The organism is Pedobacter rhodius (genome assembly GCF_027213645.1).
GTDB classification, from domain to species: domain Bacteria; phylum Bacteroidota; class Bacteroidia; order Sphingobacteriales; family Sphingobacteriaceae; genus Pedobacter; species Pedobacter rhodius.
Map to the genome: position 1 here is coordinate 441,351 of NZ_JAPWGL010000002.1, position 26,052 is coordinate 467,402.

Annotated in this window: 20 protein-coding genes; 6 read left to right on the forward strand and 14 right to left on the reverse strand. The window is 37.5% G+C overall.

The genetic code is table 11. The annotated features are described in order from the left end of the window. Positions 1-303 precede the first annotated feature (303 nt). A complete protein-coding gene (locus O0931_RS07430; RefSeq protein WP_269414930.1) occupies positions 304-603 on the forward strand; it encodes an RNA recognition motif domain-containing protein in 300 nt (99 codons plus the stop codon). An 87-nt stretch (positions 604-690) separates the two neighbouring features. Here O0931_RS07430 and O0931_RS07435 read toward each other — a convergent pair whose 3' ends face one another. Both O0931_RS07435 and xth read right to left on the reverse strand, forming a co-directional pair. Next, entirely contained in the window at positions 691-969 is a 279-nt protein-coding gene (locus O0931_RS07435) for a hypothetical protein (protein ID WP_269414931.1), read from the reverse strand. A gap of 93 nt (positions 970-1,062) precedes the next feature. Further along, positions 1,063-1,833 (reverse strand): exodeoxyribonuclease III, encoded by a 771-nt coding sequence (xth, locus tag O0931_RS07440; RefSeq protein WP_269414932.1) that lies wholly within the window; start codon positions 1,831-1,833, stop codon positions 1,063-1,065. Positions 1,834-2,184: 351 nt separating this feature from the next. Between xth and O0931_RS07445 the strand changes: the two genes are divergently transcribed. The 5 genes from O0931_RS07445 (at position 2,185) to O0931_RS07465 (ending at position 5,901) form a co-directional block, all read left to right on the forward strand. Beyond that, positions 2,185-2,973 carry an SDR family NAD(P)-dependent oxidoreductase gene (locus tag O0931_RS07445; RefSeq protein WP_269414933.1) on the forward strand — a complete coding sequence of 263 codons (789 nt, stop codon included), beginning with the start codon at positions 2,185-2,187 and terminating at the stop codon, positions 2,971-2,973. A gap of 213 nt (positions 2,974-3,186) precedes the next feature. Then, positions 3,187-3,993 carry a phytanoyl-CoA dioxygenase family protein gene (locus O0931_RS07450; protein WP_269414934.1) on the forward strand — a complete coding sequence of 269 codons (807 nt, stop codon included), beginning with the start codon at positions 3,187-3,189 and terminating at the stop codon, positions 3,991-3,993. 150 nt (positions 3,994-4,143) lie between these two features. Beyond that, positions 4,144-4,836 carry a CDP-alcohol phosphatidyltransferase family protein gene (locus O0931_RS07455; RefSeq protein ID WP_269414935.1) on the forward strand — a complete coding sequence of 231 codons (693 nt, stop codon included), beginning with the start codon at positions 4,144-4,146 and terminating at the stop codon, positions 4,834-4,836. Continuing rightward, positions 4,829-5,263 carry a GtrA family protein gene (locus tag O0931_RS07460; RefSeq protein ID WP_269414936.1) on the forward strand — a complete coding sequence of 145 codons (435 nt, stop codon included), beginning with the start codon at positions 4,829-4,831 and terminating at the stop codon, positions 5,261-5,263. The genes O0931_RS07455 and O0931_RS07460 overlap by 8 nt, the downstream gene beginning before the upstream one ends. 203 nt (positions 5,264-5,466) lie before the next feature. Continuing rightward, positions 5,467-5,901 carry a DUF4833 domain-containing protein gene (locus O0931_RS07465; RefSeq protein WP_269414937.1) on the forward strand — a complete coding sequence of 145 codons (435 nt, stop codon included), beginning with the start codon at positions 5,467-5,469 and terminating at the stop codon, positions 5,899-5,901. 15 nt (positions 5,902-5,916) lie between these two features. Here the strand turns inward: O0931_RS07465 and O0931_RS07470 are convergent, their stop codons facing one another. The 12 genes from O0931_RS07470 to O0931_RS07525 form a co-directional block, all read right to left on the reverse strand. Further along, positions 5,917-8,316, reverse strand: a complete 2,400-nt coding sequence (locus O0931_RS07470) for a glycoside hydrolase family 3 N-terminal domain-containing protein (RefSeq protein WP_269414938.1) — start codon at positions 8,314-8,316, stop codon at positions 5,917-5,919. Positions 8,317-8,326: 10 nt separating this feature from the next. Then, positions 8,327-9,397 carry a dipeptidase gene (locus O0931_RS07475; RefSeq protein ID WP_269414939.1) on the reverse strand — a complete coding sequence of 357 codons (1,071 nt, stop codon included), beginning with the start codon at positions 9,395-9,397 and terminating at the stop codon, positions 8,327-8,329. 9 nt (positions 9,398-9,406) lie between these two features. Next, positions 9,407-10,519 (reverse strand): D-TA family PLP-dependent enzyme, encoded by a 1,113-nt coding sequence (locus tag O0931_RS07480; RefSeq protein ID WP_269414940.1) that lies wholly within the window; start codon positions 10,517-10,519, stop codon positions 9,407-9,409. Positions 10,520-10,524: 5 nt separating this feature from the next. Continuing rightward, positions 10,525-10,995, reverse strand: coding sequence for a RidA family protein (locus O0931_RS07485; RefSeq protein ID WP_269414941.1), 471 nt, complete (start codon positions 10,993-10,995; stop codon positions 10,525-10,527). 19 nt (positions 10,996-11,014) lie between these two features. After that, positions 11,015-12,331, reverse strand: coding sequence for a gluconate:H+ symporter (locus tag O0931_RS07490; protein ID WP_269414942.1), 1,317 nt, complete (start codon positions 12,329-12,331; stop codon positions 11,015-11,017). After that, complete coding sequence (locus O0931_RS07495; RefSeq protein WP_269414943.1) at positions 12,332-14,629, reverse strand: glycoside hydrolase family 20 protein; 2,298 nt, start codon at positions 14,627-14,629, stop codon at positions 12,332-12,334. It lies immediately after the preceding gene. A 19-nt stretch (positions 14,630-14,648) separates the two neighbouring features. Beyond that, positions 14,649-16,283 carry an alpha-L-fucosidase gene (locus O0931_RS07500; RefSeq protein ID WP_269414944.1) on the reverse strand — a complete coding sequence of 545 codons (1,635 nt, stop codon included), beginning with the start codon at positions 16,281-16,283 and terminating at the stop codon, positions 14,649-14,651. A 64-nt stretch (positions 16,284-16,347) separates the two neighbouring features. Then, complete coding sequence (locus tag O0931_RS07505; RefSeq protein ID WP_269414945.1) at positions 16,348-17,877, reverse strand: SusD/RagB family nutrient-binding outer membrane lipoprotein; 1,530 nt, start codon at positions 17,875-17,877, stop codon at positions 16,348-16,350. 10 nt (positions 17,878-17,887) lie between these two features. Beyond that, positions 17,888-21,304: a SusC/RagA family TonB-linked outer membrane protein gene (locus O0931_RS07510; protein WP_269414946.1), complete on the reverse strand. Its 3,417-nt coding sequence runs from the start codon at positions 21,302-21,304 to the stop codon at positions 17,888-17,890. A gap of 76 nt (positions 21,305-21,380) precedes the next feature. Then, positions 21,381-22,400, reverse strand: a complete 1,020-nt coding sequence (locus tag O0931_RS07515) for a FecR family protein (RefSeq protein ID WP_269414947.1) — start codon at positions 22,398-22,400, stop codon at positions 21,381-21,383. 69 nt (positions 22,401-22,469) lie between these two features. After that, complete coding sequence (locus tag O0931_RS07520) at positions 22,470-23,096, reverse strand: RNA polymerase sigma factor (RefSeq protein ID WP_269414948.1); 627 nt, start codon at positions 23,094-23,096, stop codon at positions 22,470-22,472. Positions 23,097-23,241: 145 nt separating this feature from the next. Then, the gene (locus O0931_RS07525; protein WP_269414949.1) at positions 23,242-25,911 is read right to left on the reverse strand and encodes an alpha-L-rhamnosidase; all 2,670 of its coding nucleotides are present in this window, start codon (positions 25,909-25,911) and stop codon (positions 23,242-23,244) included. Between the last annotated feature and the right edge of the window lie 141 nt (positions 25,912-26,052).

The window sequence follows — 26,052 nt, forward strand, 5'->3', positions numbered from 1 at the left end:
CCATTTGCAACAGTACTTTCTATATAATTTTAGCTAAACTTTAAAACTTTAATTTTCTGATTAAAATTATTTAAAATGATATTAGAAATTATAACGTAAAAGGATATAAACGAAGATAAACAAATCAGGAATAATGAATTTATTTGTATCTTAATTCTGCTTAATTAAATTAATTGATAGTCTGTTTATCAATTTCTTTGTTTTAAAGTGCAAATGTTTTATTTTGCAACAATTATAAGAACAGTACATTTTTGTTGTTAGCATACAAAATCAATTTTTATTACCTGGATTATAACTCTATTTATGACTAAAATTTTTATTGGTGGTTTAGCGGATAACATTCAGGAGATGGATTTGGCTATTTTGGTTAGCCTGCATGGTGAAATAGATACCATTAAAATTGTTAGGGATAGAGCAACCGGCCGTTGTAAAGGTTATGCATTTCTGGAGATTCCGAAGCTTGCTGATGCAAAGAATATTATTTCGATGTTAAACGGAGAATCGTTTAAAGGAAACACTTTAACCATAAAAATAGCTGAAGATGGTGCAGCTAAGCCTGCTCCCAAGTTTAACAAATTTGCGGCGAAGAAGTTCTCCAGGTAATTATCAAACAAATTTAACAACAATTACTGATTAAACTTATCAAATATTGTTGATGCAGAACACCACTTATTCCGCATTTTCATCGATTTAGCTGCGCAAAGATGAATACCAGTTTATCGGGTGAGAACGGAAGTTCATTCCGTTGTGCTCTATATGATAAAGTATTATTGGCCTTGTAAAGTCTACTAATTTTTCAACCTTTCGGGATAAACTGCCCAGAAAATCGATACTCGAAATTCCTTCTTTAAGGTACACATAAATCACTGTTGCAGTTTTAAATTCAAATCGTTCAATTTGTCCAGGCCACTTAGATTTAATTTTGTTCAGGAAGGCCTTAATTTTCTTTTCGTCTTTTAGGGTATCCATAAGTTTAAGGTTTGATGGTTTAAATTAGTAATTTATTTAAATCTCCCTTAACCTGTAACAGATAGAATACAAAAACTTTACTTGCAGAACATTCTATTCGATCTCTATCCATACCGGTCCATGATCACTTGTTTTTTCCCATCCTCTCACATTTTTATCCACACCCGCGGCCAATAATCTGTCTTTAAGTAAAGGGCTTAGTAAAAAATGATCAATTCTTAAGCCTGCGTTGCGACCGTAGGCATTGCGAAAATAATCCCAAAAGGTATAAATCACTTCATCCGGATAAAGTTTTCGGATGGCGTCGGTCCAACCCTGTGCAACCAGGTCATGGAATGCCGCCCTCACTTCAGGGCGAAACAGTGCATCATCAACCCAACGTTCAGGTTTGTAAACATCCAGTTCAGTTGGCATTACGTTATAATCACCACAGAGTACAACAGGCAGATTATAATCTAATAGTTTAGCAGCATGATTTTTAAGTCGCTCAAACCAGGCTAATTTGTATTCGAGTTTTGGCCCCGGAGCCGGATTTCCATTCGGCAAATAAAGACATCCTATAACCAGATCATCAATCATGGCCTCAATATAGCGGCTATGCAAATCTTCATCGTCGCCTGGTAAACCTCTTCTTAATTCCTTTATGTCTTTACCTTTGGCCAGTATGGCAACACCGTTCCAACTTTTTTGTCCGTGCCAAATCGCATTATAACCAGCCGCCTGTATCGCTTCCAGCGGAAATTTTTCATCAGGCGCTTTAAGTTCCTGCAGGCACACAATATCGGGTTTGGTTTCTTCAAGCCAACGTAGCAGAACAGGAAGGCGGCCATTAACACCATTAACATTATAGGTAGCGATTTTCATTGATTTTAAATTAAAAACTTCGAATGCATAATATTATGAAAACTCAAACGAAAGGAAAAACATTATTTAGCTTAATCTGATTGTTTGTAGCATTTTTTACTTTTCTATCGTATTACACTGTAAACCAACATCTAAATAATATGAAGAACAAAACTTTAATCGTATTAGAAGCTATAACAGGCATTTTAGTGGTACTGACAATTTTCCATGCTTATTTTAATGTGAGCATTTAACTACATTAATATGTAAAGCATTTGAATGTATTAAATTTACTTTCTAAAATAAAAACCTGAAATAAAACTCTAGAATACCGGGTATTATCAGATATTTACCAAATCTAATACCCAAAATATGGCTGAAGCAGAAAAAAGATATGCACTGATTACCGGGGCAAGCAAAGGCATCGGAAAATCAATTGCTATTTCATTGGCAAAAAGAGGCTTTAACTTACTAATTGCTGCACGTTCTGAAAATGAACTTAACATTTTAAAAACCGAAATTACCAAGACTCACCGTGTAAACGTAGAAACAATTGTTATTGATTTGAGTAAACCAAATGCACCTGAAGAGCTTGCAGAAAATATATCCTTAAAAAATTATAGGCTCAATGCCTTAGTTAATAATGCAGGTTACGGACTCTGGGGAAATTTCACGGCATTGAAATTAAGCGAACAAATGGAGATGTGCCGGCTTAATATGGATGCAGTTACGAAGCTCTGCCATTTACTGCTTCCAATACTTCAGAATGAAAATCAATCGTACATATTAAACGTATCGAGTACGGCAGCCTATCAGGCTGTGCCCACCTTAGCTATTTATTCGGCAACCAAAGCATTTGTACTCTCTTTTACGAGGGCGTTGCGATTTGAATTAAAAAATACAGCTATTTCTGTTTCCTGCCTCAGTCCCGGACCTGTGGATACAGGTTTTGCCCATCGGGCCGGGATGGATGCCTTTAGTAAAATGGCCGAAAAATTTAATATGATGCCTGATGTCGTCGCTGAAATTGCAGTAAAAGGAATGCTAGGTAAAAAATCAGAAATTGTTCCGGGATTTACGAATCTCATCAGCGTGTATGCCAACAGGGTGTTGCCAAAGGCATTTATTGAAAAAATGGCAGCGGGCATTTATAAAACCTAAATTATTTTTTAAAATAATTGAATTAATATTCTTTTACATATTAAAAAAATGTTACGTTTGTATTAAATACTACTAAATCTATAGATTATGTATAATAAAGCCGTTGCGTTTTATTTTTCAACAGTACAGAGCCACTCGCGAATGCGAATGTACTGTTGTTGTGCATAATTGTTTTTTACTAATTCTTTTTTTAAAATCTTTAAATCTTTACTCATGGCTACATCGTATCCCACCTTCACCTTATCTGATAAACTTACTCCGGAACAGTTAGATTTCTTTAATAAACATGGATTTATTCATTTCAAAAATTTTATTGAAGAAGAAACGGTTTCTGCCATTATAAACGCTTCTAAACAAGTTGAAAAAAGCTGGATTAGCAACGGCACAAAAAAAATAAATGGTGTGCCTATCAAATTTGGAAAAGACCTTGACGGTACACCTATTGTTCAGCGCTTTGCTTTTATTAACCAACACCATAAAACATTAAGTGGCCTTTTGCTCGACCCCCGTTTTAATGCGTTGCTTGAACTGGCAGGAAATGGTGCACGGTTGGGAACCGAAGAAAAAGACGGTATGGTTTTTAATCATTATATCAATGGGCCTGAAAGTAAATTCAGTAAAATGGGTTGGCATACCGATGGATTGAGGGATATTTTTTACGGAACTAAACTAAATCCCATGTTAAATGTAGGCATCCATTTGAGCACTCAAAAAACAGAGAATGGCGGCTTAAAAATCATTCCCGGAACGCACAGACAGAGTGTTTATCAAATGCTGTTCAGAAAGAAATATTTCATTGATAACAACCCGGATAAAAATGAGGTTTCCGTACTGCCTAATGCTGGTGATCTTACTGTACACGACGGACGTTTATGGCACCGGGTTGCCCAATCTTCTGTTCGTGGTGAAGAAAGCAGAAGAAGGGTGATTTATGTCCCAATTATTGCCGGTAAATATGAACCTAAAAACGAAAACAGTCCAACAGTTTTTTACCAGCGCTTCGCGGGAATTGTAAAGTAAGCATGCTGTTGGTACTATTATTTAGCTACCTGATTAGATCGGGCAGACTAAAAACGCAGGTTGGATACTTCAAAAATATTCCAAGAAAACTGGCTGTAAAACTTTATCGACCGGAAACTGTAATTATATCAGGTATTATAATTGGATATAATGGATTTGAAATTGCTTAGAGCAGAAGTATGCAGTGATGGTAAAAGAGTATTTACGGATAGGGAACGTACAAATATTTTAAAAAAGAATGAGCAACGCTTAATCCTTTTTTTATTAAGAAAAATCCCTTTAAATATATCGCCAAACGGCATGACCGCTATCGGAATGTTTGGATCACTGGTTGTTTTTACGGCATTTATCCTGGCGCTCTTTTTAGGCAGGATTTATCTTTCCATTGGCCTTATCGGCTTAGCCATAAACTGGCTGGGTGATTCACTCGACGGAAGACTGGCCTATTACCGGGGTATACCCAGAAAATGGTATGGATTTTCTTTAGACATTATAATGGATTGGCTGAGCATAATTCTAATCGGATTGGGCTATTATTTCTATGCACCAGACGAATCAAAAGTACTTGGATTTCTTTTCGTTGTTTTTTATGGTTGGGCAATGATTATTTCCTTGTTGAGGTATAAAATAACTGATGCTTATAAAATTGACTCTGGAAAAATGGGGCCTACCGAATTGCGGATTATTATCGGTTTAATTTTACTGTTCGAAATTTTAATTCCCGGATCTATTCGCTATTTAGCTGTCCTTGTAACGATTTTCCTGCTCATCATTAATATATTAGATTCCTTTAAACTTCTGAAGTCAGGTGACATCAGAGACAAAAAAGAAAAGTATGATTAAGTGGTCATCCGTCCAAATTTTTCTTAAAGCGCAGGTATCTGCTTTTTCGGGTGGGATTACAGATTATGGTTTAATGATTTTGCTTACCGAAATATTCCATATTCACTTTACCATATCCATATTAATTTCCGGAACATTCGGCGGGATGGTTAATTTTTACATAAACCGAAATTGGGCATTTAAAAATCAGGGGGATTATACCGTTGCCGCTAAAACACAGTTTTTTAGATTTTTTGGCGTTGTACTTGGCAGCATTTCCTTAAAATCAACCGGCACATATTTTCTGCATCAATCCCTTCACATCGATTACCGAATAGGCAGGCTGTTGATAGATAGTCTGGTATCTTACGGGTTTAATTATCCTTTAATGAAATTCTGGGTTTTTGATACAAATAATAAAACGACAAAAATTAAGGCTTCAGATTAACTGATTTCATTCCAAAATGTCATCACTTTTAAATGAAGCAACAATCTACGCCAATTATGCCTGTATTATTACGATATCAAATAAATAGCAGAAAGTTAGTCTTTTCCTTTTTTACATTATTGATATTCGCCACCGTACAAACATATGCTCAAACGAAAAACCCTTCTCCAATAACTTTTCCGACGCCAAAAAATGTTGAGAATATGTTATTCTATCTTCAACGCGACCCAAATACCAATACACTTGTTTATGCACTTAATCTTGATGAGCAAGGGAATTTGAGAAAGGGAAACCCAATTCGCATTTATTGGATTCGCTACACAGAAAACGGAGAAAAAAAGGAACTGGGTTATATCCAGAGAAAATTTGCATATGGTATTGACACCAAAGAAATTTCGAAAGATAAATATGAAATACGTTTTGTTTCATATAAAAAATTGCCGCTTTACCTTTACAAAAACGCAGATAAGAAATATTGCGTAACCGTTAGCTTAAACAATAAAACGATGAAAATAAACCGGCTCTTCGTTCGGATTGAAGGAGGTTCTTTCTGGTTGCCCAACGTAAAATATGCTGAAGTTGAAGGTACGGAGGAATCATCAGGCAAAGCATTAACTGAGCGTATTTATATAAAATAATACGCTCAGTTATAATTAATTTTCGACTGAAAAACTATTTTTATTTATGACAAACTGGCCTTCCAAGCGTATGTTATCAGACGAACTTGAAACCATTAACTGATACGTTCCAGGCTCTACAACCCATTTCATTTTGTTATTGTAAATTTCCAGATCGTCTTTATTCAGGATAAAATTTAATGTTTTTTGTTCACCGGCTTTTAAAAAAATCCTTCTAAACTGCTTAAGCTGTTTTGAAGGTAAAACCACGGAAGAAGTTTTGCTTTTCAAATACAATTGAACAACTTCTTCTCCATCAAAAGAACCTGAATTTTTCAAATCGAAACTTACGTTTACAATTGGTTTATCTGCTTTGTACTCAATTTTTAAATTCTGATAGTCAAATGTTGTGTAACTTAAGCCATAGCCAAAACTATAGAGTGGTTTAGCATCTATTTCAAGATAATCATGCTTTTCCGGAAACCGGGCATTATAATAAACAGGTAACTGTCCGACAGATTTCGGAACAGAAATCGGTAATCTCCCGGCCGGGTTATAATCGCCGAAAATAACATCAGCTATTGCGTTGCCGCCCTCCTGGCCAGGATACCAGGCATCAATTATTGCCGGAACATTTTCGGATGCCCAATTTAAATTTAAGGGGCGGCCTTTTATCAAAACCAGAACAACAGGCTTACCCGTTTTAACAACAGCCTTCAGCAGTTTCAGTTGGTCGCCCAATAAATCTAAAGTAGATCTGTCGTACCCTTCTCCGCTTTCCATATCGCTTAATGCTTTATCAGCTGTCTTAATTTTGGCTGCACCGGTTTCAATGTATTCCGTTTTAAAATCACGGGCACTCGAACCACCTAAAACAATTACCACGGCATCCGATTTTTTTGCGATGCTTACCGCTTCATCAATATTACCCGAGCTCGTATCCCGGATTCCACACCCCTTAACGTAATTGATTTTAGTTTCTGCCGATAGTTTATTTTTAATTCCTTTTAAAACAGTAACAATATTTTCTTCCTGCTGTGGAGCAGTATAATCGCCAATCTGATTATAAATATTATCCGCATTCGGACCAATTACCGCGATATTTTTTAAGGTTTTACTTAAAGGAAGTGTTTGATGCTGATTTTTCAACAAAATAATTGATTCCCTGGCGACCTGCCGGGCCAAAGCAATCTTTTGGGTATCTCTGACTTTGAGTTTCGCGGTTTCAGGATTAACATATGGGTTTTCGAAAAGCCCCATATTAAATTTAATTCGTAAAACGCGGCTTACGGCCGTATCTAAAGTTTTTATAGAAACCTTTCCGGCTTTTATCGCATCGCGCAACGCTTTACCATAACCTATACCACTTAAATCGGCATCCAAACCGGCATTAATTGATAATGCGGCGGCTTCAGCTGCGTTATCTGCAATATGGTGGTTTGCTTTCAAACCTGAAATGCTGTTTAAATCTGAAACAACAAATCCTTTAAAATTCCATTCTTTTCTAAGCAAATCATTCAGCAGAAATTCGTTTGATGAACACGGAATTCCATCGATTGAATTATAGGCCGTCATTACCGACAATGCACCTGCTTTAACCGATGCTTTAAACGGAGGCAAATAGAACTGGTTTAAACTTCTTAAGCCAACATTAATACTGCCACCGTTGTGACCTCCTTCGGGTGCGCCATAAGCTGCAAAGTGTTTTAGCGTAGCAACTACATTGACACCACTTTTCAGGTTATTTCCCTGAAAACCCTGTACCATCGCTTCACCCATCCTGCTGTTTAAAACATGGTCTTCCCCGTAAGTTTCCTCTACTCTAGACCATCTTGGCTCCCTGGCTAAATCTAGCACCGGTCCGTAACCCACATGCCCACCCTGCAGTCTGGTTTCTTCCGCAATTACGGTCGCCATTTTTTTAATCAGCTCGGGATTAAAGGTACTTCCTTGCCCTATTGAAGTCGGAAATACCGTTGTGCCGATTGCCATGTGTCCATGCGGACATTCTTCAGAAAGCAAAATCGGAATTCCCAAACGTGTATTTTCTACAGCATACTTTTGAATCGCATTGGTCGCCTTTGCAGCCAATTCAGGATTTAAACCTGTTACAAGTGTTTTTTTCGTCCATGGATCGGCCCTCAGCGTTGCCCAAAGCATGCCGGTATATTCTTCTCTAAGTGATTTTTTAAAAGTCTCACTTACTTCAACATTATCCCCTGATTTTGAGTACATGGGCCAGCCTAAAGGCATCGATATCTGCCCTACCTTTTCTTCAACAGTCATCCTGGAAAGCAAATCTTTAATTCTGCTTTCTACAGGCATTTTAGAATTTTTATATAAGGGTATGTTCGTTTTTGATTGTGCAAAAACCTTTGTATTAAAAATCGAAATAACCGATACCAGGCAAAATATTGTTTTTATATTTTTCTTCATGTGAATAAAATTACGCCCAGGCTTTTCTAAGAAAACGCAACCAATTGCCATGCATCAGATTTTCGATATCGGTACCATTATATCCCCTTTTTCTAAATAAATCAGGAATTTTTTGCAAATCGGCAATAGTTTCCAAATCATAAGGGCATTGCTCTTTACCGAAAGCGCCATCTAAATCAGAACCGATTCCAACATGTTCTGCGTTTCCTGCCAGCTGACAGATATGGTCGATGTGATCTATCATCACCTCCAGGTTACAGTTCATGGCTTTTGGTTGGGAAATCCCCCGCTGCCAGCCTGGAACCATCATCCAGGCATCTAATGCGCCGCCAATTACAGCACCCCTATTAATCAATTCCTTAATTTGTTCATCACTATACTGGCGATTGTGGTTAACCAAACTGCGGCAATTGTTGTGTGATGCCCATACGTGACCGTTAAAACGACCCATTGCGTCCCAAAAACTGTCATCGCACAGATGTGTCGCATCCAGAATGATATTCAATCGTTCCATTTCTTTCAATAAATCGTGGCCAATAGAGGTCATTTTTCCGGTTGCATCCGTTCCTTGTGCATAACGCCCGGGGCCATAATGCGCAGGTCCAACCGCTCTTAAGCCACTTTGCCATGCCCTTTCCAGATGGCTTACTGTTACAAATGAATCGGCACCTTCCAAACTTAAAATATAGCCAACAGGTTTTTTATCATTTGCCTGTCCGTTGTTCCATAAAGCTAAATGCTGTTCCAAGGTTTCGATGTTATTCACCTGGAACATTTCACCGGCATCTTCCATAGCCTTATACCAGGCCAGCTGACCTTGCGTTTGTGCCCAGGCTTGTTCTGGTGAATGCCAACCGGGCAAATGATTATCCGGCGCTACGTAACGGGCTATTTGAGTCGCTACTACGAGGCCTATATTTCCTTTTCGCAATTCAGGCAATGAAACGGTTGCCAATCCGCGATCGGGTTTATCCTTTAATCCTTCTTCCCTACGGTTGATATCGGCGACATCTTGTGTCAAATCGCGATTCCATTCAAGGGCGTTCATACTTAAATCTAAATGCGCATCTATGGTAAACATGGTTGAATATTAAATGGTAATTTTCCTTTTTCTGGAGATAATATCCCAGTATCGAACAGATTTATCGGCACCCAAACAAATCGTTTTTTCGTGTAAGGCAACTGTAGGGCAAATATGATATGGCAATCCATAAAGCATGTCGCCTATTTTATAATTTTCAGGTTCATCAGTGCTCAAAACTAAATGTTCTTCACTCTGGCTTTGAACGACCAAACCTGGTGCATTAACAAAAAATACCCTGTTTGTTAATTTTTTTTCTGCGGCAACCGCCTTATGCCCTAAATCGGTACATACTAATCCATTTATGGGTTTAGAAACGATTCTGCTGGCCACAAGCGCCGCAGTGTAAAATTGCTGTTCCGGATAAGCGTCCTGATAGCCCTTATCCCAAAGGATAAAAGTTCCGGGGCTGCATTCAAAGTCTGTTTCATCAGCATAAATTGGAAAGGTTGGCGTTCCACCTGCGATAACGGTCAATTTATTTCCGGTAATGCTTTCAAATTCTTCTTTTAAACGTTTGAGCCAGGTAATAACCGGTTCAGATTTTTGCTTACGGATTTCCATGGAAGCATCGTGAATATGGCCGTCGTAAGCATGTAAACCGCTTACTTTTATATTGGAAATGGAAATTAATAATTTAAACAAAGTTGAAGCGAATTCAGGTAAAATTCCGGTTCGGTTCATACCAACGTTTAAATCTATGTAAACATCTACTGTAGTATATTCTGACGATGCTTTTTTTGCCAGTTTTTGCGCAATTTCCAGATTATCCACCAGGCAACTAAAATGTGTATTACTATATTCACGCTTAAGTTTAAAGAAACGGTTAATGTTTTCTCCAACGGGCTGGTAAGCCAATAATACATCTTTAGCATTTGCCATTCCAAGCATTTCTGCTTCGGCAATTGTTGCACATTTGAACTTATTAATACCCCCCGAAATTAACATATTGGTAATTTCCAAACACTTATGTGTTTTTACATGAGGTCGCAATTTATCCAAATCATCAACCATATTTTTTATGATTTTGATGTTTTCGCAGATTCGCTCTTCATAAAAAATAAGTGAAGGTGTTTCTATGCTCTGCCTGTTTGGCAATGAATACCATTCTTTTTTTTCCATAAGGTTTAAGAGAGTTCGAATAATGCTTCAATCTCAACGGGTATATTATCGGGTAAAGAGCCAAAACCAACAGCACTTCTTACCCCAATACCATTTTCTTCACCCCAAACTTTAGCAAAAAGCTCACTACAACCATTAATAATAAAGGGATGCTTTTCAAATTCCGGCGTACAATTTACCATACCTAAAACCTTAATAACACGTTTAACTTTGTTCAAACTTCCAATGTTGGATTTTATGGTTGATAACATGGTTAAACCAACTTGTAGAGCCGCAAGTTTACCTTCTTCCTGTGTGAGGTCAGAACCGATTCTGCCGATGATCAAAGATTTATCATCCTGAACAGGACCATGACCACTTAAATAAAGGTATTTTCCATCTACCAGGCAAGGTTTATAAACGCCTAGTGGTGCGGGAGCAGGTGGCAAATTAAGTTTTAATTGTTCGAAGCGTTCGTCGGGAGTTAAATTTTCCATTGTATGTATATGTTAATTTTTAAGCGATTATACTATTTAATAAAAGTACCCCTGCGAGGCCTACAGCGCCAACAATAGACTCCATCAGGGCCCAGGACTTGAATGTATCTTTCAAAGTTAAACCGAAATATTCTTTAAACATCCAGAATCCGGCATCGTTAACGTGGGAGAACATCAGGCTTCCTGCACCTACGGCCAAAACCATCAGATTTGGATTGGTATGCGTATGTTCCATCAGCGGGAAAATAATTCCGGCGGTGGTTAAGCCTGCAACAGTTGCAGATCCGACACAAAATCTGATAATTGCGGCAATCATCCAAGCCAAAAATAAAGGTTCCGCTTTAACATTCTGAAGGTAATCGGCAATTTGATTGCTTACACCACTTTCCGTTAGAACTTGTTTTAACGCACCAGAGCCGGCAATGATTAATAAAATCATAGCGATATCTTTTAAGGCATCCCCATAAATGGCCATAATTTCTGTAATCTTTTTCCCTTGTGATAAACCAAGCAGCCAGGTTGCGGCGATTAAGACAATTAACATGACTATTGAAGGACTTCCTGCAAATAAAATATAAGGAAGTATGGCTGAATCTGACTTCAAAATCATTGGCAGAAATGAGGCAGCAGCTAATAAAATTACCGGGAGCAGTGCAGTAAAAAAACTTTTAAAACCACTTGGAAGTTCCTCTTCAGATAATTCTTTTGCACTGAAAGCAGCCATTGGACTTGCCGGGATGGCCTTAAGTGTTCTGGAGAAAATAGGTCCGCCTATGATGATTGCAGGGATTGCAACAGCTAAACCATAAAATAAGGTTAAGCCCATATCTGCCTTGAATTGAATTACTAATGCAGCGGGCGATGGATGCGGAGGCAAGAAACCATGTGTAACAGATAAAGCAGCTAACATGGGTAAACCAATATATAGTGCAGGTAATTTATATCGATAAACCACAGAAAATATCAATGGAACCATCAAAACGAAACCTATTCCATAGTAAAGCGGGATACCAATTAAAAAGCCTGTTAAAACCATTGCCCATTGGATATATCTCGTTCCGAAAATATTCATACTAACCTGGGCAATTTTTTGCGCGGCCCCGCTTTCAGCAACCAATTTACCAAGCATTGCGCCTGCGATAATAATGATGGTTAAAGAGCCTAATACATCGCCCATGCCCTTTTCTATGTTTGACGGTATTTTAGCAGGTGGTAAGCCTAATGCCAATCCGGCAATGATGGAAACAATGAGAAATGATAGAAACGCATTAATTTTAAATACCGAAATCAGTACAATTAATAAGGCAATACAGAGTAAAACGATTAGTATAGTCATTTAATTTACAATTATTTCATCAACCATTAACCAGGCCTTCGTACCTGCGCCGTAGAATCCGTCTGGTATGATGCCTGCATTTGTAGCTTTAATACGAACGTACCTTGCTGTTACCGGATTAATTTTATTTAACACAACATTAAGGCCTTCGAGCTTAAAACTGGTTTGACGGGCCACCTCTTTAAAATTGATATTGTCGGCAGATATTTCCATGATAAGTTCTTTCGGCGGATGCATTTTTTGCCATTGATAATTGAGAACATTTATTGAGATTTCTTTAATGATAATTTCTGTACCTAAATCTGCAACGGCTTCGAAGTCGGTTCCACTCAATCCTAACCACTCACCGTTATTGTATATGGGCGAACCCGGAATCCCATTAACTAAAACCTGTTTATCAACATTATAGTTGCCATTACCTGAATTTTTTAATGAGATGGTTTTATCTGATGCCAGACTTCTGATAATTTGCTGTTCATATAATTTACCAACCGGATAATGGCCTTTAAAAAGTTTAGCTTTAATGGTAGCAGACTTTTCAAGTTTTACAGACGACGTATATTTTTTGCTATTCATTGTGGGTTCACTTCCATCTACCGTGTAACGAATCTCGGCATCAGGCATATCCGTTTGAAGACTAAAACCATCCGGCGAAGACTTTCCTGTAATTTCATAGAATGATGAACTGTAATTTATACCGTTTAAAAATTTAAGGCCGGCGTTTAAACGAACTAAAAAATCAGTATAATTTCGGTTTTCTTTCTTCGACCAGGCCATTTCTGCTAAAGCAATAACCCTCGGGAAAATCATATATTCTGCCTTTTTACCTTCAGCCATATATTCCGACCATACATTTGCCTGAACGCCTTTAATATAACCTTGTTCAGCTGCACCAAGTTCGGCAGGCATTGGCTCGTAATCATACAGCTTCCGAAGTGGTAAATAGCCACCTGCAGCGATTTGTTCGCTTTTGTTTAACGATTGGTAATAATCCAGATAGACAAATTTTTCAGGTGTCATGATTACATCGTGTTTCAGCTTTGCCGCGGCAATTCCACCCGATAAACCTGTCCAACTCATCACCGTTGCATCAGGTGCGAGTCCGCCTTCCAGTATTTCATCCCAACCAATTATTTTTTTGCCTTTGGCATTAAGGTATTTCTCCATCCTCGCAATAAAATACGATTGCAGTCCATGTTCATCTTTAAGTTTTTCTTCTTTAATCCTTTTCTGGCATTTCGGGCAATCGTGCCACCTTGTTTTAGGGCATTCATCGCCACCAATATGAATGTATCTGGAAGGAAATAACGCAATCACCTCATCCAAAACACCTTCTAAAAAATTAAAGGTCTCTTCATTACCGGCGCAAAACACATCGTCAAAAACACCCCAAAAGGTCGCCGTTTCATACGGCCCGCCTGTACAACCTAAATTTGGGTATGCTGCAAGCACGGCGCTCGCATGCCCTGGCATTTCAATTTCAGGAATTGTTGTAATTTGTCGTTTTGCAGCATAGTTTATGATATCCTTAACTTCTTCCTGTGAATAAAAACCGCCATATCGTTTGCCGTCAAAAACATGCGGATTTGCACGTTTGTGCCCTATCAGGGTTTCTTTCCTAAAAGCTGATATTTTTTGTAATGAAGGGTATTTTTTAATTTCAATTCTCCAACCCTGATCATCCGTTAAATGCCAATGGAATGTATTGATTTTATAAAAGGCCAGTACATCAAGCCATTTTTTTATTGTGGCCACGCTGAACATATGCCGTGCAACATCAAGATGCATTCCTCTGTAAGCAAAGCGGGGTTCGTCTTTAATGTAGTAAGCAGGAACTGCTATTGCTTTCCCGTTCTTTTTTATCAGTTGCATTAAAGATTGCAAACCATAAAACAAACCGCTTTCATCAATTGCTTTAATATCAATTCTTTTGGTCGTAATAACTAAAGTATAACCTTCTGGTTTAATTTTTAAAGCAGAATCGATAACCAGGTTGATACCATTCCCTTCTGTTAAATTACTTTTTGACAGCGAAAACCCGGTTAAGTCTCTTAAGTATTGATTGAAAAAACTTAAACTAACATGCTGATTATCAGAAAAAAATAGTTTAGTATTCGCCTTAATCGTAAAAAACCCATCCTTCCTGATTTCTTTGACGGGTTTGGGAATAATACCAGAACCCATTAAATTCTGACCCGACGCTTCTAAAAGAGTTAACTGTAAAGCTGTTAAGATGAGCAGCCTTAAAATTAAGCACCTAAAAAAAACAGGTATTTTATAAAAAAGAATATTTATCATAACGAAATTATAATAAAGTCTAAGGTAAGCTTAAAACTTTATTTTCGCCTTCTATAACAACGTTTTGCTGTTCTGCTACCGCTTTATATTCATAAGCACCCTTTGTTAATTTTACGGTACCAATAAAAGTTCCGTCCGGCTTAATCGGCAGCCAAGGCGTCATTTTCCAGGGTTCAGCATAGAGTGTTTCTACCTGACCGCGATATGGACGGTAATAAAATCTCGCGCGTTTTGGTTTAATATCTTTATAATTAAGAATTTTAGCATTCATTTCTACTGCCCCGGAAACCAGCCTGAAATTATTGGTTTGGACCATCGCTGCTTCTTCAAAAACAGGACTTACATTTTCAAGTTTTATAACAACAGGATTTGGCCAACGGTGATCATCGTAAATGCGTTGTGCCTTAACAACGGACACTTCCAGCCCATTTTCTGTTTGCTTAAATTTGCAGGAGACATCTAAATTAGGTTTGTACTCTATAATTTTGCTGTTCTGGCCTAAAACACTGACATTGGTATTGGCAGATGATTTTACGGAATGTAATAGAAAAGTTCTGCGTTCTCCTTCTTTCCAATCTTTGGAATCCATAACAATTGCAAATAAAACACCAGGATCTTTTTTGGTAAAGTAAATATTTTCTTCTTTGCTCACGACCCAGCTCCGTACATCATCCATTGCTTCATGGTTAATGTAATACCAGCCAGCCATTTCACGTAACCGGTCTTCCTGTTCTTCAGCCAACAGACCATTCGGTTTCGGCCCGACATTTAATAAAAGAGAGCCACCCTTAGACCTGGCTTCAATAAGCAATTCAATTAATTGTGAACCAGATTTATAGCGTTCGTTTGTAGGCTGATATTGCCATGCAGTGCCAATCGTTACGGGAGATAACCATGGCTGCGTAATTTTCGCACCTGGTAAAGTTTGTTCAGGCGTTAAAATGGCACCACGGGTTATCAAAATATTGGGTTGCATTTTCCATGCCGTTTCCTTAACGGTTTCTTTAGGGTCGCCATCGATAAACAAAACATCAATTTTACCATAGTTTTGCATCAATTCTTCCGTTTGTTTACGGTTATATTCTGCATATTCCTTAGTCGTTTTGGCGTCGAGATTAGTAATATTCCTGCTGATAGGTATTTTGTGCTTGTAAAGAAAGTTGAAATCTTCAGGAGAAAAATAAAAACCAACATCTAATCCGGCTTCCCGGGTAGCATTTACAAATTCTTTAAGTAAGTCTTTTTTATATGGGGTATTGGTAATTTTAAAATCTGTGGTTTTAGTATCCCAAAAGCAAAAACCGGCATGATGTTTTGTAGTAAAAACAATGTATTTCATACCTGCAAGCTTAGCAAGTTCAGCGATTTCTTTTGGATTGAATGAAGAGGGATTGAATGTTTTTGGCAAATCCCGGAAATAACGTTCTGTGTAATCGTCAGAAGCACCAACCAGTGAATGACTGATTACAATTCCTAATTGCGCATCGACATTAAAATGAATAAACAAACCGGCTCCGGTATTTCTGAGCCATTCTTCGCGTTCAGGCTTGTTTAAATTGTAGGTACTGGAAGTTTCATCTTCAACAACGTCATTTTTTTGTGCTGAAGCAGTGGTGCCAAAGAACAGGCATAAAATAAGTATTCGGTATATCATCAGGCAAATAAAATTAATCCCGCAGTGCAAATTCATGCACTGCAGGATTCTGAAAAATTAATTATTACAATTTGTCCCACCAGATACGGGTCAGGAAATCATCCGGACCTTGACGGGCAATTGCTGCTGCAAGTGATGCGGCATTTAAATTTTGTTCTGAAAGCGGATAAAGCATCCTTCTGAAAATCTTCCCTCCGGTTGCATTTCCAACATAAACGACCGGAACCAGCGCCGGATATCCGGTTCTGCGATAGCTCGCAAATACTTCCTGTGCATCAGGGAATAAGGCTAACCAGAATTCAGTATAAATTTGTTGTAATTTATTATCTAAAGTTCCTGCGGCATTCAGCGGGTGATATTTTATGTATGTATTGATTTGTAAATCGCTTATAACACCATCAGTAGGTGAAATAATTGCCCATTGTTTCATGGCTGCTTTTATACCTGCCTCATATAATGTGGATGCATTACCGGTATACCAGCCACGTAAAACTGCCTCAGACAAAAGAAAATTTGTTTCAGCCGTTGTAAAAATAAGTTTCGCACCACCCAATGCAAGAACAGTTTTCTGATTAGGTTCTGAATAGGTAACAAAATTTGCCGGTTTTGCATTTAATGTTGCAGGCATTCCTTTTTGAATAGCAGCAGATGTATCCGCTACACCATTAACATATACGACAGATAAAATCCCTAATCGAGGGTCTTTATTATTTTTCATATATGTAATAAACGTATCCTGATATTTTCCACCTTCAGCATTGCTGTTTCCGTCTGCTTTGATGTAATCGCTGTTCCATAATGCTAAGGCGATTGGATTTTTATTGATGTCCTGACCTGCGCTTAAATAAGAAATTTTAGCAATATCGGCATCATCTGTAATGACCCCGCCAGCAATTGCTTTTTTAACCCATGTTTCAGCCAGCGCCGCATCTACTTTAGTCATTCTCATGCCTAAACGAAGCATTAATGAATAGGCAAATTTCTTCCATTTAACCGTATTACCTGCGTAAACCAGATCTGCTGCGCCAAAAGTGGCCTTTGAAGCATTTAAGCTTGATGCTGATTCATCCAATTCTTTTAATAAATCCAGATAGATGTTTCTTTGTGCATCATAAGCAGGTTTAAAGTTTGTAGCCGTATATCCCTGAGCAGCTTCTGAATATGGAACATCGCCATATAAATCTGTAAGCCGGCTAAAGCAATACGCTTTCCAGATACGGGCCGTAGCCAATAAATTTACTTTTTCCGGGTCGGCTTTAACCGCATTGATTACCAGCGCAAGTTCATTAATTTCATTTGGATAAGCGTTATTAAACACTGCTGCCGACTGCTGACTTTGACTGGAAACATATTTGGAACCAAAACCTGCTACATCATTAAAACTGGTGGTGTATTGCATGGTTCCAAGTAATAAATTCAGGTTGTTTTTTGCACCATCATAAAGCGCTTTTGTGAAAACATAAGCCGGTTGTATGGTCGTGGACGCTTCAGGGTTCGTATTAATTTCCTGAAAATCTTTTGTGCATGAAGCTAAGATTACACTTAACCATAACATGCAAATAGCTGCTTTATATTTATTTGAATATTTTTTCATTATTAAAGCTTTAGAATTTAACCATTAAGTTCATACCGAAAGTGCGTGTTCTTGGTAATCCAATCGATTCAAAACCTTGTGCATTACCATTGGTAAAACTCGATTCCGGATCAAAATTATCCGTTTTTTTGTATAGCGTAAGAATATTTCTTGCTACAAAAGATAAACTGGCAGATTGTATTTTAACAAGTTTAAAATCTTTAACAGGAATATTATACGATAAAATTGCCTGGCGTAGTTTTATAAAACTTCCATCGTGAACAAATAGTTCAGAATAGGCCCTCAAGTCGTTATAGTAAGCACGTAAATTACTTACCGGGATTACTGCCGAATAAGGATTTCCGGCCTGATCAACACCCGTTAATGTTAAACCATTTTCGCGACCAGGTAAAGTACTTTTCAGCAAGCCCAAACGGGTTGCGTAAACTTCTTTTATAGATAAAATCTTATTACCGAATTTACCGTCAAGCAGGAAGCTAAAGGTAAAGTTGCCAAATCTGAAATCCTGATTTAAGCCCATTGTTAAAGGTGGCACGCCATCTCCAAGTTCCTGTAAACCTGTAGCAACCGGGCGGTTTGTTGTTGAATTGTATACAATTTGTCCGGCCGCATTTCGCAGCATCCTGGTACCTACAATTGTTCCGTAAGAACTGCCAACGGTCTGGTTAATATAACCCCAGTTACCAACCGAGTTTGCAACCTGGAAAGTATTTGTACCATCCACAAGTTTAATTACTTTACTCTTATTATAAGCGATGTTATAGCTGATGTTCCATCCGAATTTTTCTCCTGAAACCGGGCTGCCGGTTAATAAGAACTCAATACCCTTATTCTGCAACTCACCAACATTAAGTACAGCATTGCTATAACCTGAAGTTGAAGAAATAGCTGCGTTCAAAATATCATTTGTGGTTTTTCGGGTATAGGCTGTAAAATCCAAACCTAATCTGCCTTTAAACATTTTCAATTCAAAACCACCTTCATAGGTTGTCATGGTATATGGTTTTAAATTTGGATTTGTGATATTGTTGGTGGTTACATTTTGCAATGGTAAACCGGAACTTGGTACATTACTATAGGATAAATTAATTTTGTATGGGTCTGCTTCACCACCACCTACTTCTGCCCATGAACCTTTTAATCTGAAAATATCAATAGATGAAGGCAATTTAAATGCATCAGATACCACAAAACTACCGCCAAGACTCTGATACAAAATACTGTTGTTTTCAGGACTTAATGTAGAAAACCAATCGTTCCTTGCGGTATAGGTTAAGAATAATATACTCTTATAATCGAAATCCGCTGAACCAAATACAGAATTAATCCTGGATCTGGAAGTTGTTGGTGTTGTAGTGGCGGTAGCAAGATTTGAATAACTATAGAAATAAGGAATGGTAAAATTAGAACCGTTCATATTCAACTGCTTATTTACAAACCTTCTGCTGTTCGCTCCACCCAGTATCGAAATACCAAATTTTTGTGCAATACGCGTTTTATAGTTTCCGGTTAATAAAGCATTGGTTTCTGACACATCAGATTTAATTGCTGCATATTCTCCGTTAGGAATATAGATATCGCCGGTTGGCAAAATATTTACATAATCGTAATTGTAAAAATCGCGGCTGATAACGCCTTTTAAAGAGAAATTTTTCACCACATCATATGTAATCGACCCTTGTCCGATAAAACGGTTTTTGGTATCATTTTGTACATATTTGTTCATTACAAAATAACCATTGGTTGCAATGCCGGCATCATTCCATGGTGTTTGGTTGCCTGCAGCATCATAACCAGGCGCCAACCACCTCACATCAACTGTGTTTGCAACCTCATAAGGTGTCCAGTTCGGATTACCTAATGCATCACCTGCCGATGTCCTTCCATATCCCCTTTCCAAGTTATATTGTGCCAAACCTTCAACCCTGATTTTATCGCTTATTTTAGCATTGATGTTTAAATTAGCCGTTTGACGTTTAAATTTAGTACTCGAGAGTATACCTTTACTATCTAAATCTGCCAATGATAAACGATATACAATTCCATCAGTACCACCAGAGAAAGCAATTGTATTGGTAAAATTTGTACCGGTTGAATAGAAATTTTGGATATTATTGGTAACGGCACTGTAAGGATGTGTTAAACCATCGGCCGCCACATAATCAGAACCATCTATTTTAGCGCCGAACGAAAGACGACCTGTTGCTATCGCATCATTTTTTGTTAAAGGTTTTACCCCTCCTAATCCTTGTCCGTATTCGTACTGGTAATCGTTATCGTTAATTGCATTTTCAATTGTATAGGTAGAATTATAATCTATACCTATTCCACGTTGTTTAACACCTTTTTTAGTCGTAATTAAGATAACACCATTACTTGCACGGGAACCATATAAGGCCGCCGCAGCGCCACCTTTTAAAACGGTAATGGTTTCAATATCATCAGGATTTATACTTGAAATACCATCACCTCTATCCACATTTGTCGTTATTCCGTTTGTTGTAGCACTTCCGCCCGGCACTGTATTGTCAATCGGCATTCCATTTACAACATAAAGTGGCTGGTTGTTTCCGTTAAATGAGGTGTTACCCCGAATAATTACCCTGCTGGAACCGCCTGGTCCTGTTGACAAACCGGTTGCATTAACACCCGCAACCTTACCGGTTAGGGCATTGGCAATATTATTTTCCCTTGCCTGTGTAAATTCAGAACCTTTTACTTCAGTTATCGCATAACCCAACGATTTACTCTCTTTTTTAATACCCAAAGCGGTAACAACTACCTCATTTAAGTTGCTGTTGCTTTCTTTGAGTTTAATTGAAACCGGCGCATTGATGTCCGAAACTGGTAAATCCAGACTTTCGTAACCAACCGAGGCAATGGTTAACACAATTGCCTGCCCTTTTAAATTTGCCGGAATTGTGATGCTAAACTGACCTTGTGCATCGGTTGAAGAACCCGTTTTAGTACCTTTTATATATACCGTTGCACCAATAAGCGGCGTATTATCGTTTGCTGATAAAACCGTTCCTTTGATAACATCGGCACGATTTCCACTTCTTGTATCAACAATAACATACTGCGAATCGCTGATTTTGTTAAAATCCAGCAATAAACCATTCAAGCTCAATGTTAAAGCTGTGGTTGCATCAGCAACCGACATAATTTGCGACTGGCTGACATTTGTTAATTTATTTTCAAGTATACCTTCTTTATAGGCGATTTTAATATCAAACTTATTTTTAATAAGTTCAATTGCATTTTTTAACGAAATTTTAACTTCAGTTGCTAATTGGGGTACTTTAACCTGTTTGGAACGGGTCATATTTCTGGCCATTAGCTGAGCAGAGCAAAAAAAGGCGCATGCACTGAACAGCATAGTAAGGCAACAGTATTTAACTGCCCTGCTAAAGTAGAGTAATCTCATAATTTGTTTAGTTAAATTGGTTTATTTAGTTGATTTGTTTGTTATTGACTTTAAGCGCTTAAATTCAATAACAGGATTATTCTTTAATGGTAATGTTTTTATTTTCAGTTTCTATGTTAAGGTGTAAGGTTGTTTTTAATATTCGAATGAGGTCATTAACATCATTTACACTGATCTCTCCTTCTATTTTCTGCTTACTTAATTTTTCGTCAATGTTAACATGATATCCTAAATCATCTGTCAAAACAAGACTGATGTCTTCCAGCGTTGCATTTTTAAATACCAGTTGACGAGTTGTCCAGGCAGTTAAACGCTCCGGATCCTCAAGTTTTTGGTGGATTAAGTTGTTTCCTTCCCCATGTTTTACAAAATCGCCTGGCGCCATGATAAACTGTTTCTTAACTTTAGTTAAGTCTTTATAATCAATGCGGATTTTCCCGCTTAATAAGCCTACACTAGTTTTCTCATGTCTGTTTCTAACGTTAAAAACTGTACCTAAAACCTCGATGTTTATATCGCTGCAATGAACGATAAACTTCTCTTCAGGTTTGATGTTATTTGTATCTATATTAAGGTGTTTAACTTTAAAGAGTGCTTCACCGTCAATCCAAACTTCTCTGATTCCTTTATTAAAATTTTTAGCATAGGTAATTTTAGAATTTCCGTTTAGCGTTACCTCAGATCCATCAGGCAAGACAACTGTTCTTATTTTTCCAAAATCTGTTTCCCGGATTTCTTTATTAATGAAATTATTATAGATAAATACAGATAAGAATATGACTGTAAATGCCGCAGCCACTTTAAGAAAAAGCGGAAATTTAATTATTTTTCGGGATTGCTTCTGATTGGAAATTGTTGAAGTAATTCTATCGAATACTTTAGCTTGTGCACTTTCATTGAAAAATGTATCCTGCGTACGGTAAGTTATGATGGCATTAAATGCAGTTTCAGCAATTTTAGTTCGCTGCGGATAGTCTGTTTTAAATTTATTCCAAGCCGCTAAATCTGATTTTTTTTGCTCATTAACGAATTGCAAAAATGCATCATCATTTAGAAAATCTTCAAAACTGTAATTAATATATTTTAAAAAATCCATAGGAGAAAGATGTTATATCTCCTATATACACAGACCCCAATAAATTATCCCTTCCTTTTTGAAAAAAAATTAATTTATTTTTGAAATCGCGCTTTCTGATAGCGTGAGACACAAAATAATTAACAAATCGGAATGTTTTATTTTTTCCTGAAGTTTACCGACCGCTTTATAGAGCAGTTTATACGCAGAATTTATATTCAAGTTCATAATATCAGCGATTTCCTCGTAGCTCAGGTTTTCGTAGAACTTCAGATAGATGATTTCCTGTTGCCTTGCCGGTAAACTTTGTACAGCTTCTTTTATTTTTCTTTGCAAAGCTTTTTCCGACTCATTCTCAATTAAAATTGTATCAAAAGAAACTTCGAAATTAAATGGGTAATCCTCATCAGATTCTATATTTACAAATCTTTGTTGCTTATCCAGCTTCCTGAATAAAAGATTCCGGAGTGATTTGTACAAATAATTTTTAACGGAAACGGGATTTGCCAACTGTTCTCTTTTATTCCAGAGGTTTACAAATAAGTCGTGTACCGCATCTTCAATCATACTGCTATCCCGTGTAAATTTATAGCCATAGTTATTTAATATTTTAAAATGACTATTGTAGAGTTGTTTATATGCTTCCCAATCCCCTTTTTTAAAGGCGTTCCATTCCATATTACTGGCTTCATTATCCGGAATATGGTTAAATGACATATAAAATAATTTGCATCAAAGTTAAAAAATGATGATGGTAAAGGTTTTAAATATTGAAAAAATCTTGTCAGTTAAAGAATTTAGTTAAAAATATTAAAATTCGTCCTGATTTGTATGCCTGTAATGTTATATAAATCAAATGGAATTATTTTATTTCGAATGTAAATTCGCCGGCCCTAACATCAATTTGATTATTAATTGCCTTACCGTTAAGATAAGCTTTTTTCCCTGCGATAACCGGGATTTCGACACTTGCAGTTGAATTTGCCGGAATAATAACATGATAGCTGATTTTGTTAGCTGTTTTTTTCCATGATGATAAAATCTGACCATGGGGCCCTTTATAAGATGCTTCAAAATGTGTTAATCCGTCAACGAAATGAGGCCGTAACAAAATGTTTTTAAATCCCGGATGTTGTTCATCAATTTTGATTCCGGCAATTCCTTTAAAAAACCAGGCACCGATTTCACCAAACATCATATGGTTATCTGAAATGTCTCTGGTTGCGTTAATGTCCCAGTTTTCGTGTAAAGTGGTTGCCCCGTTTACAATCCACCAGCCCCATCCCGGGTAGGTATCCTGAGTTGCCAATTTATAGGCCATATTACTATGACCGTTGTCGCTCAGGGCATTTAAAACCGATTTTGCGCCCAATACACCAACATCGATATGCATTCCATCTGCCTTTACCCGTGCAGCCAGGTTATCGGCAACAATTTGTCTCGATTCCTCGGGAACTATATTCCATTGTAACGCCATCGAGAGTTCAGTTTGAATGCCTGTACCATAAATACCTGTAGCTTTATTAAAAAATTTAGCGTTTATTGCCTGTTTAATTTTTTCAGCAAGAGCGCGATATTGTAAGTAATCATTTTGATTACCGAAAAGTTTAGCAGCTTTCGCCAAAATATCAGCATCAATATAGAAATAAATTGACGAAGTGTACTCCAAATCTGAGGTCGATTTAACTGGAACCCAATCTCCTCTCCCGAAAGTTGTTAAATAATTTTTACTTGTTCCTTCAACATAGTCTACATAACTTTTGATGCTCCGGTAATTATCTTTCAACAGTTTACTATCCCCATAAAACATATAAATATTCCATGGAATAATGGCTATTGTACTGGTCCAGTCGGTGCCATTTGCGGTACCATATCCCCAGCCTCCTGTGGGAATAATATCTGGTAAAACACCGTTCGGTTGTTGTTCATCCCGATGGTCGGCCATCCATTTTTCATAAATCGTAATCCCGTCAAAATTATAAAGCCCCGTTTCTATTGCAAAATGACCGTCGCCTGTCCAGCCATTTTTCTCTCTTTGCGGACAATCTGTAGGAAATCCGTACAGATTAGATAGGTAAGAATTATTCGTAGCCCACCACAACTTATTTACAAGCGTACTGGATGAAGAAATTTGACCTACAGAAGGTACGTTACTATGCATAAAGTATCCAACCAAACTTTTTTCAGTCAGATTTATTGGTGCAGAACTGTTTACTTCAATATATTGAAAACCTTTATAATTAAACAGCGGCATAAATTCTTCTTCACCTTCGCCTTTTAAAATAAATATATCCGTTTGAAAGGGATCTGATTTATCTTTTGGCCTATGGTAAACATCTATATTTGACATATCAGTATGGCCGTTAGCATACAAACGTTCTGCATGCCTTAAATGAATTACCGTTCCCTTTTCACCTTTAACCTTTATTTTGCTTACACCTGCGATGTTTCTCCCCAAATCAAAAACATAAGTGGTGTCATCGAATTTGCGCATGGTTTTCACGGTAATTTCTTCGGCGTTTGTAATTGGATGCATCACCTGTGCTACAATATTTTTTGATGGAGCAGCCCTTAATGTTACACCATGCCATTTTGAATCCTCAAAATCTGCAGTATTCCAGCCTTTTTGTTCTAAACGGGCATCGTAATGCTCGGCGGTGTAAATGCTGTTGGAAATAATCGGCCCTAAGCTTGTTTTCCAATCTGAACCTGATTTAATAATTTCGACAGTACCATCTGAATAAGTTATTCTTAAATCAAAACAGAACGTGGGCCGCGCCCGCCAGGGTGCCTTATCGAAATTCCAAACCGCTAAAGATTGATGGTTATACCAGCCATTTCCGAGTAGAACACCAACCGCATTATTCCCCTGTTTAATGTAAGCAGTAACATCATAACTTACATATAAGTTCCTCCTGTCAAAGCGGGTGTACATTGGATCAAGGCGGTGATTACCAACCTTTTTGCCATTTAAATATAATTCATATAAACCTGCTGCTGCCAGGTATGCCCTTGCTGATTTAACCGGTTTGGCCGGTTGAAAAACCTTTCTGAAATAAGGAGCAGGCAGTATATTTATATCATTTCTATCGCTAATCCACGTGCCTTTCCAATTTTCTGTTAGCATCACCCCCATTTCAAAATTCGATGATACAATCTTTACCGGTTTACCATCTTTGTCCCAAAGCTCAAGTCGCCAGTAATACTTAGTAAAAGGACGAAGAGCCGATCCATTATAAGTTATTAAATTATTGGAAGATCTGACTTTGCCTGAATCCCAATAAATACTTGTTTTGTTTAGCAATTGAACAGAATCAGTGCCAACAGATATACGATAAGCTTGCTGGAACGCACCTTGTCTGTTATCGTTCATTAACCAGGAAAGACGCGGTTTTGGATTATCAACACCAATAGGCCTGACCAGGTACTCACACTTTAATTCAGCTGGCTGGGCGGCAAAGGCTGCGTTATTTACAAAAAAAATACTCAGCCTTAAAATTGTAAAAGCTAAAATTGGTTTTGTTATTTTCATAATTGATAAGCTAGAAGATAAAAACAAAAGTTTTATCTTAATAACAGGCGACTAAGATAGCAGAATTATATTTTTTTAAATGACGATAATTAAAATCAACGTTGCGTAAATTTTCTCAAAAAGTATTGATCCGGTGAGTTG

Excerpts from the sequence above, each read along its gene's own strand:
- O0931_RS07480 (WP_269414940.1), bottom strand. The coding sequence starts at position 10,519 with ATGGAAAAAAAAGAATGGTATTCATTGCCAAACAGGCAGAGCATAGAA.
- O0931_RS07515 (WP_269414947.1), bottom strand. The coding sequence starts at position 22,400 with ATGGATTTTTTAAAATATATTAATTACAGTTTTGAAGATTTTCTAAAT.
- O0931_RS07485 (WP_269414941.1), bottom strand. The coding sequence starts at position 10,995 with ATGGAAAATTTAACTCCCGACGAACGCTTCGAACAATTAAAACTTAAT.
- O0931_RS07500 (WP_269414944.1), bottom strand. The coding sequence starts at position 16,283 with ATGATATACCGAATACTTATTTTATGCCTGTTCTTTGGCACCACTGCT.
- O0931_RS07460 (WP_269414936.1), top strand. The coding sequence starts at position 4,829 with ATGATTAAGTGGTCATCCGTCCAAATTTTTCTTAAAGCGCAGGTATCT.
- O0931_RS07450 (WP_269414934.1), top strand. The coding sequence starts at position 3,187 with ATGGCTACATCGTATCCCACCTTCACCTTATCTGATAAACTTACTCCG.
- O0931_RS07475 (WP_269414939.1), bottom strand. The coding sequence starts at position 9,397 with ATGTTTACCATAGATGCGCATTTAGATTTAAGTATGAACGCCCTTGAA.
- O0931_RS07465 (WP_269414937.1), top strand. The coding sequence starts at position 5,467 with ATGTTATTCTATCTTCAACGCGACCCAAATACCAATACACTTGTTTAT.
- O0931_RS07470 (WP_269414938.1), bottom strand. The coding sequence starts at position 8,316 with ATGAAGAAAAATATAAAAACAATATTTTGCCTGGTATCGGTTATTTCG.
- O0931_RS07455 (WP_269414935.1), top strand. The coding sequence starts at position 4,144 with ATGGATTTGAAATTGCTTAGAGCAGAAGTATGCAGTGATGGTAAAAGA.
- O0931_RS07520 (WP_269414948.1), bottom strand. The coding sequence starts at position 23,096 with ATGTCATTTAACCATATTCCGGATAATGAAGCCAGTAATATGGAATGG.
- O0931_RS07495 (WP_269414943.1), bottom strand. The coding sequence starts at position 14,629 with ATGATAAATATTCTTTTTTATAAAATACCTGTTTTTTTTAGGTGCTTA.
- O0931_RS07445 (WP_269414933.1), top strand. The coding sequence starts at position 2,185 with ATGGCTGAAGCAGAAAAAAGATATGCACTGATTACCGGGGCAAGCAAA.
- xth (WP_269414932.1), bottom strand. The coding sequence starts at position 1,833 with ATGAAAATCGCTACCTATAATGTTAATGGTGTTAATGGCCGCCTTCCT.
- O0931_RS07430 (WP_269414930.1), top strand. The coding sequence starts at position 304 with ATGACTAAAATTTTTATTGGTGGTTTAGCGGATAACATTCAGGAGATG.
- O0931_RS07490 (WP_269414942.1), bottom strand. The coding sequence starts at position 12,331 with ATGACTATACTAATCGTTTTACTCTGTATTGCCTTATTAATTGTACTG.
- O0931_RS07525 (WP_269414949.1), bottom strand. The coding sequence starts at position 25,911 with ATGAAAATAACAAAACCAATTTTAGCTTTTACAATTTTAAGGCTGAGT.
- O0931_RS07435 (WP_269414931.1), bottom strand. The coding sequence starts at position 969 with ATGGATACCCTAAAAGACGAAAAGAAAATTAAGGCCTTCCTGAACAAA.
- O0931_RS07505 (WP_269414945.1), bottom strand. The coding sequence starts at position 17,877 with ATGAAAAAATATTCAAATAAATATAAAGCAGCTATTTGCATGTTATGG.
- O0931_RS07510 (WP_269414946.1), bottom strand. The coding sequence starts at position 21,304 with ATGAGATTACTCTACTTTAGCAGGGCAGTTAAATACTGTTGCCTTACT.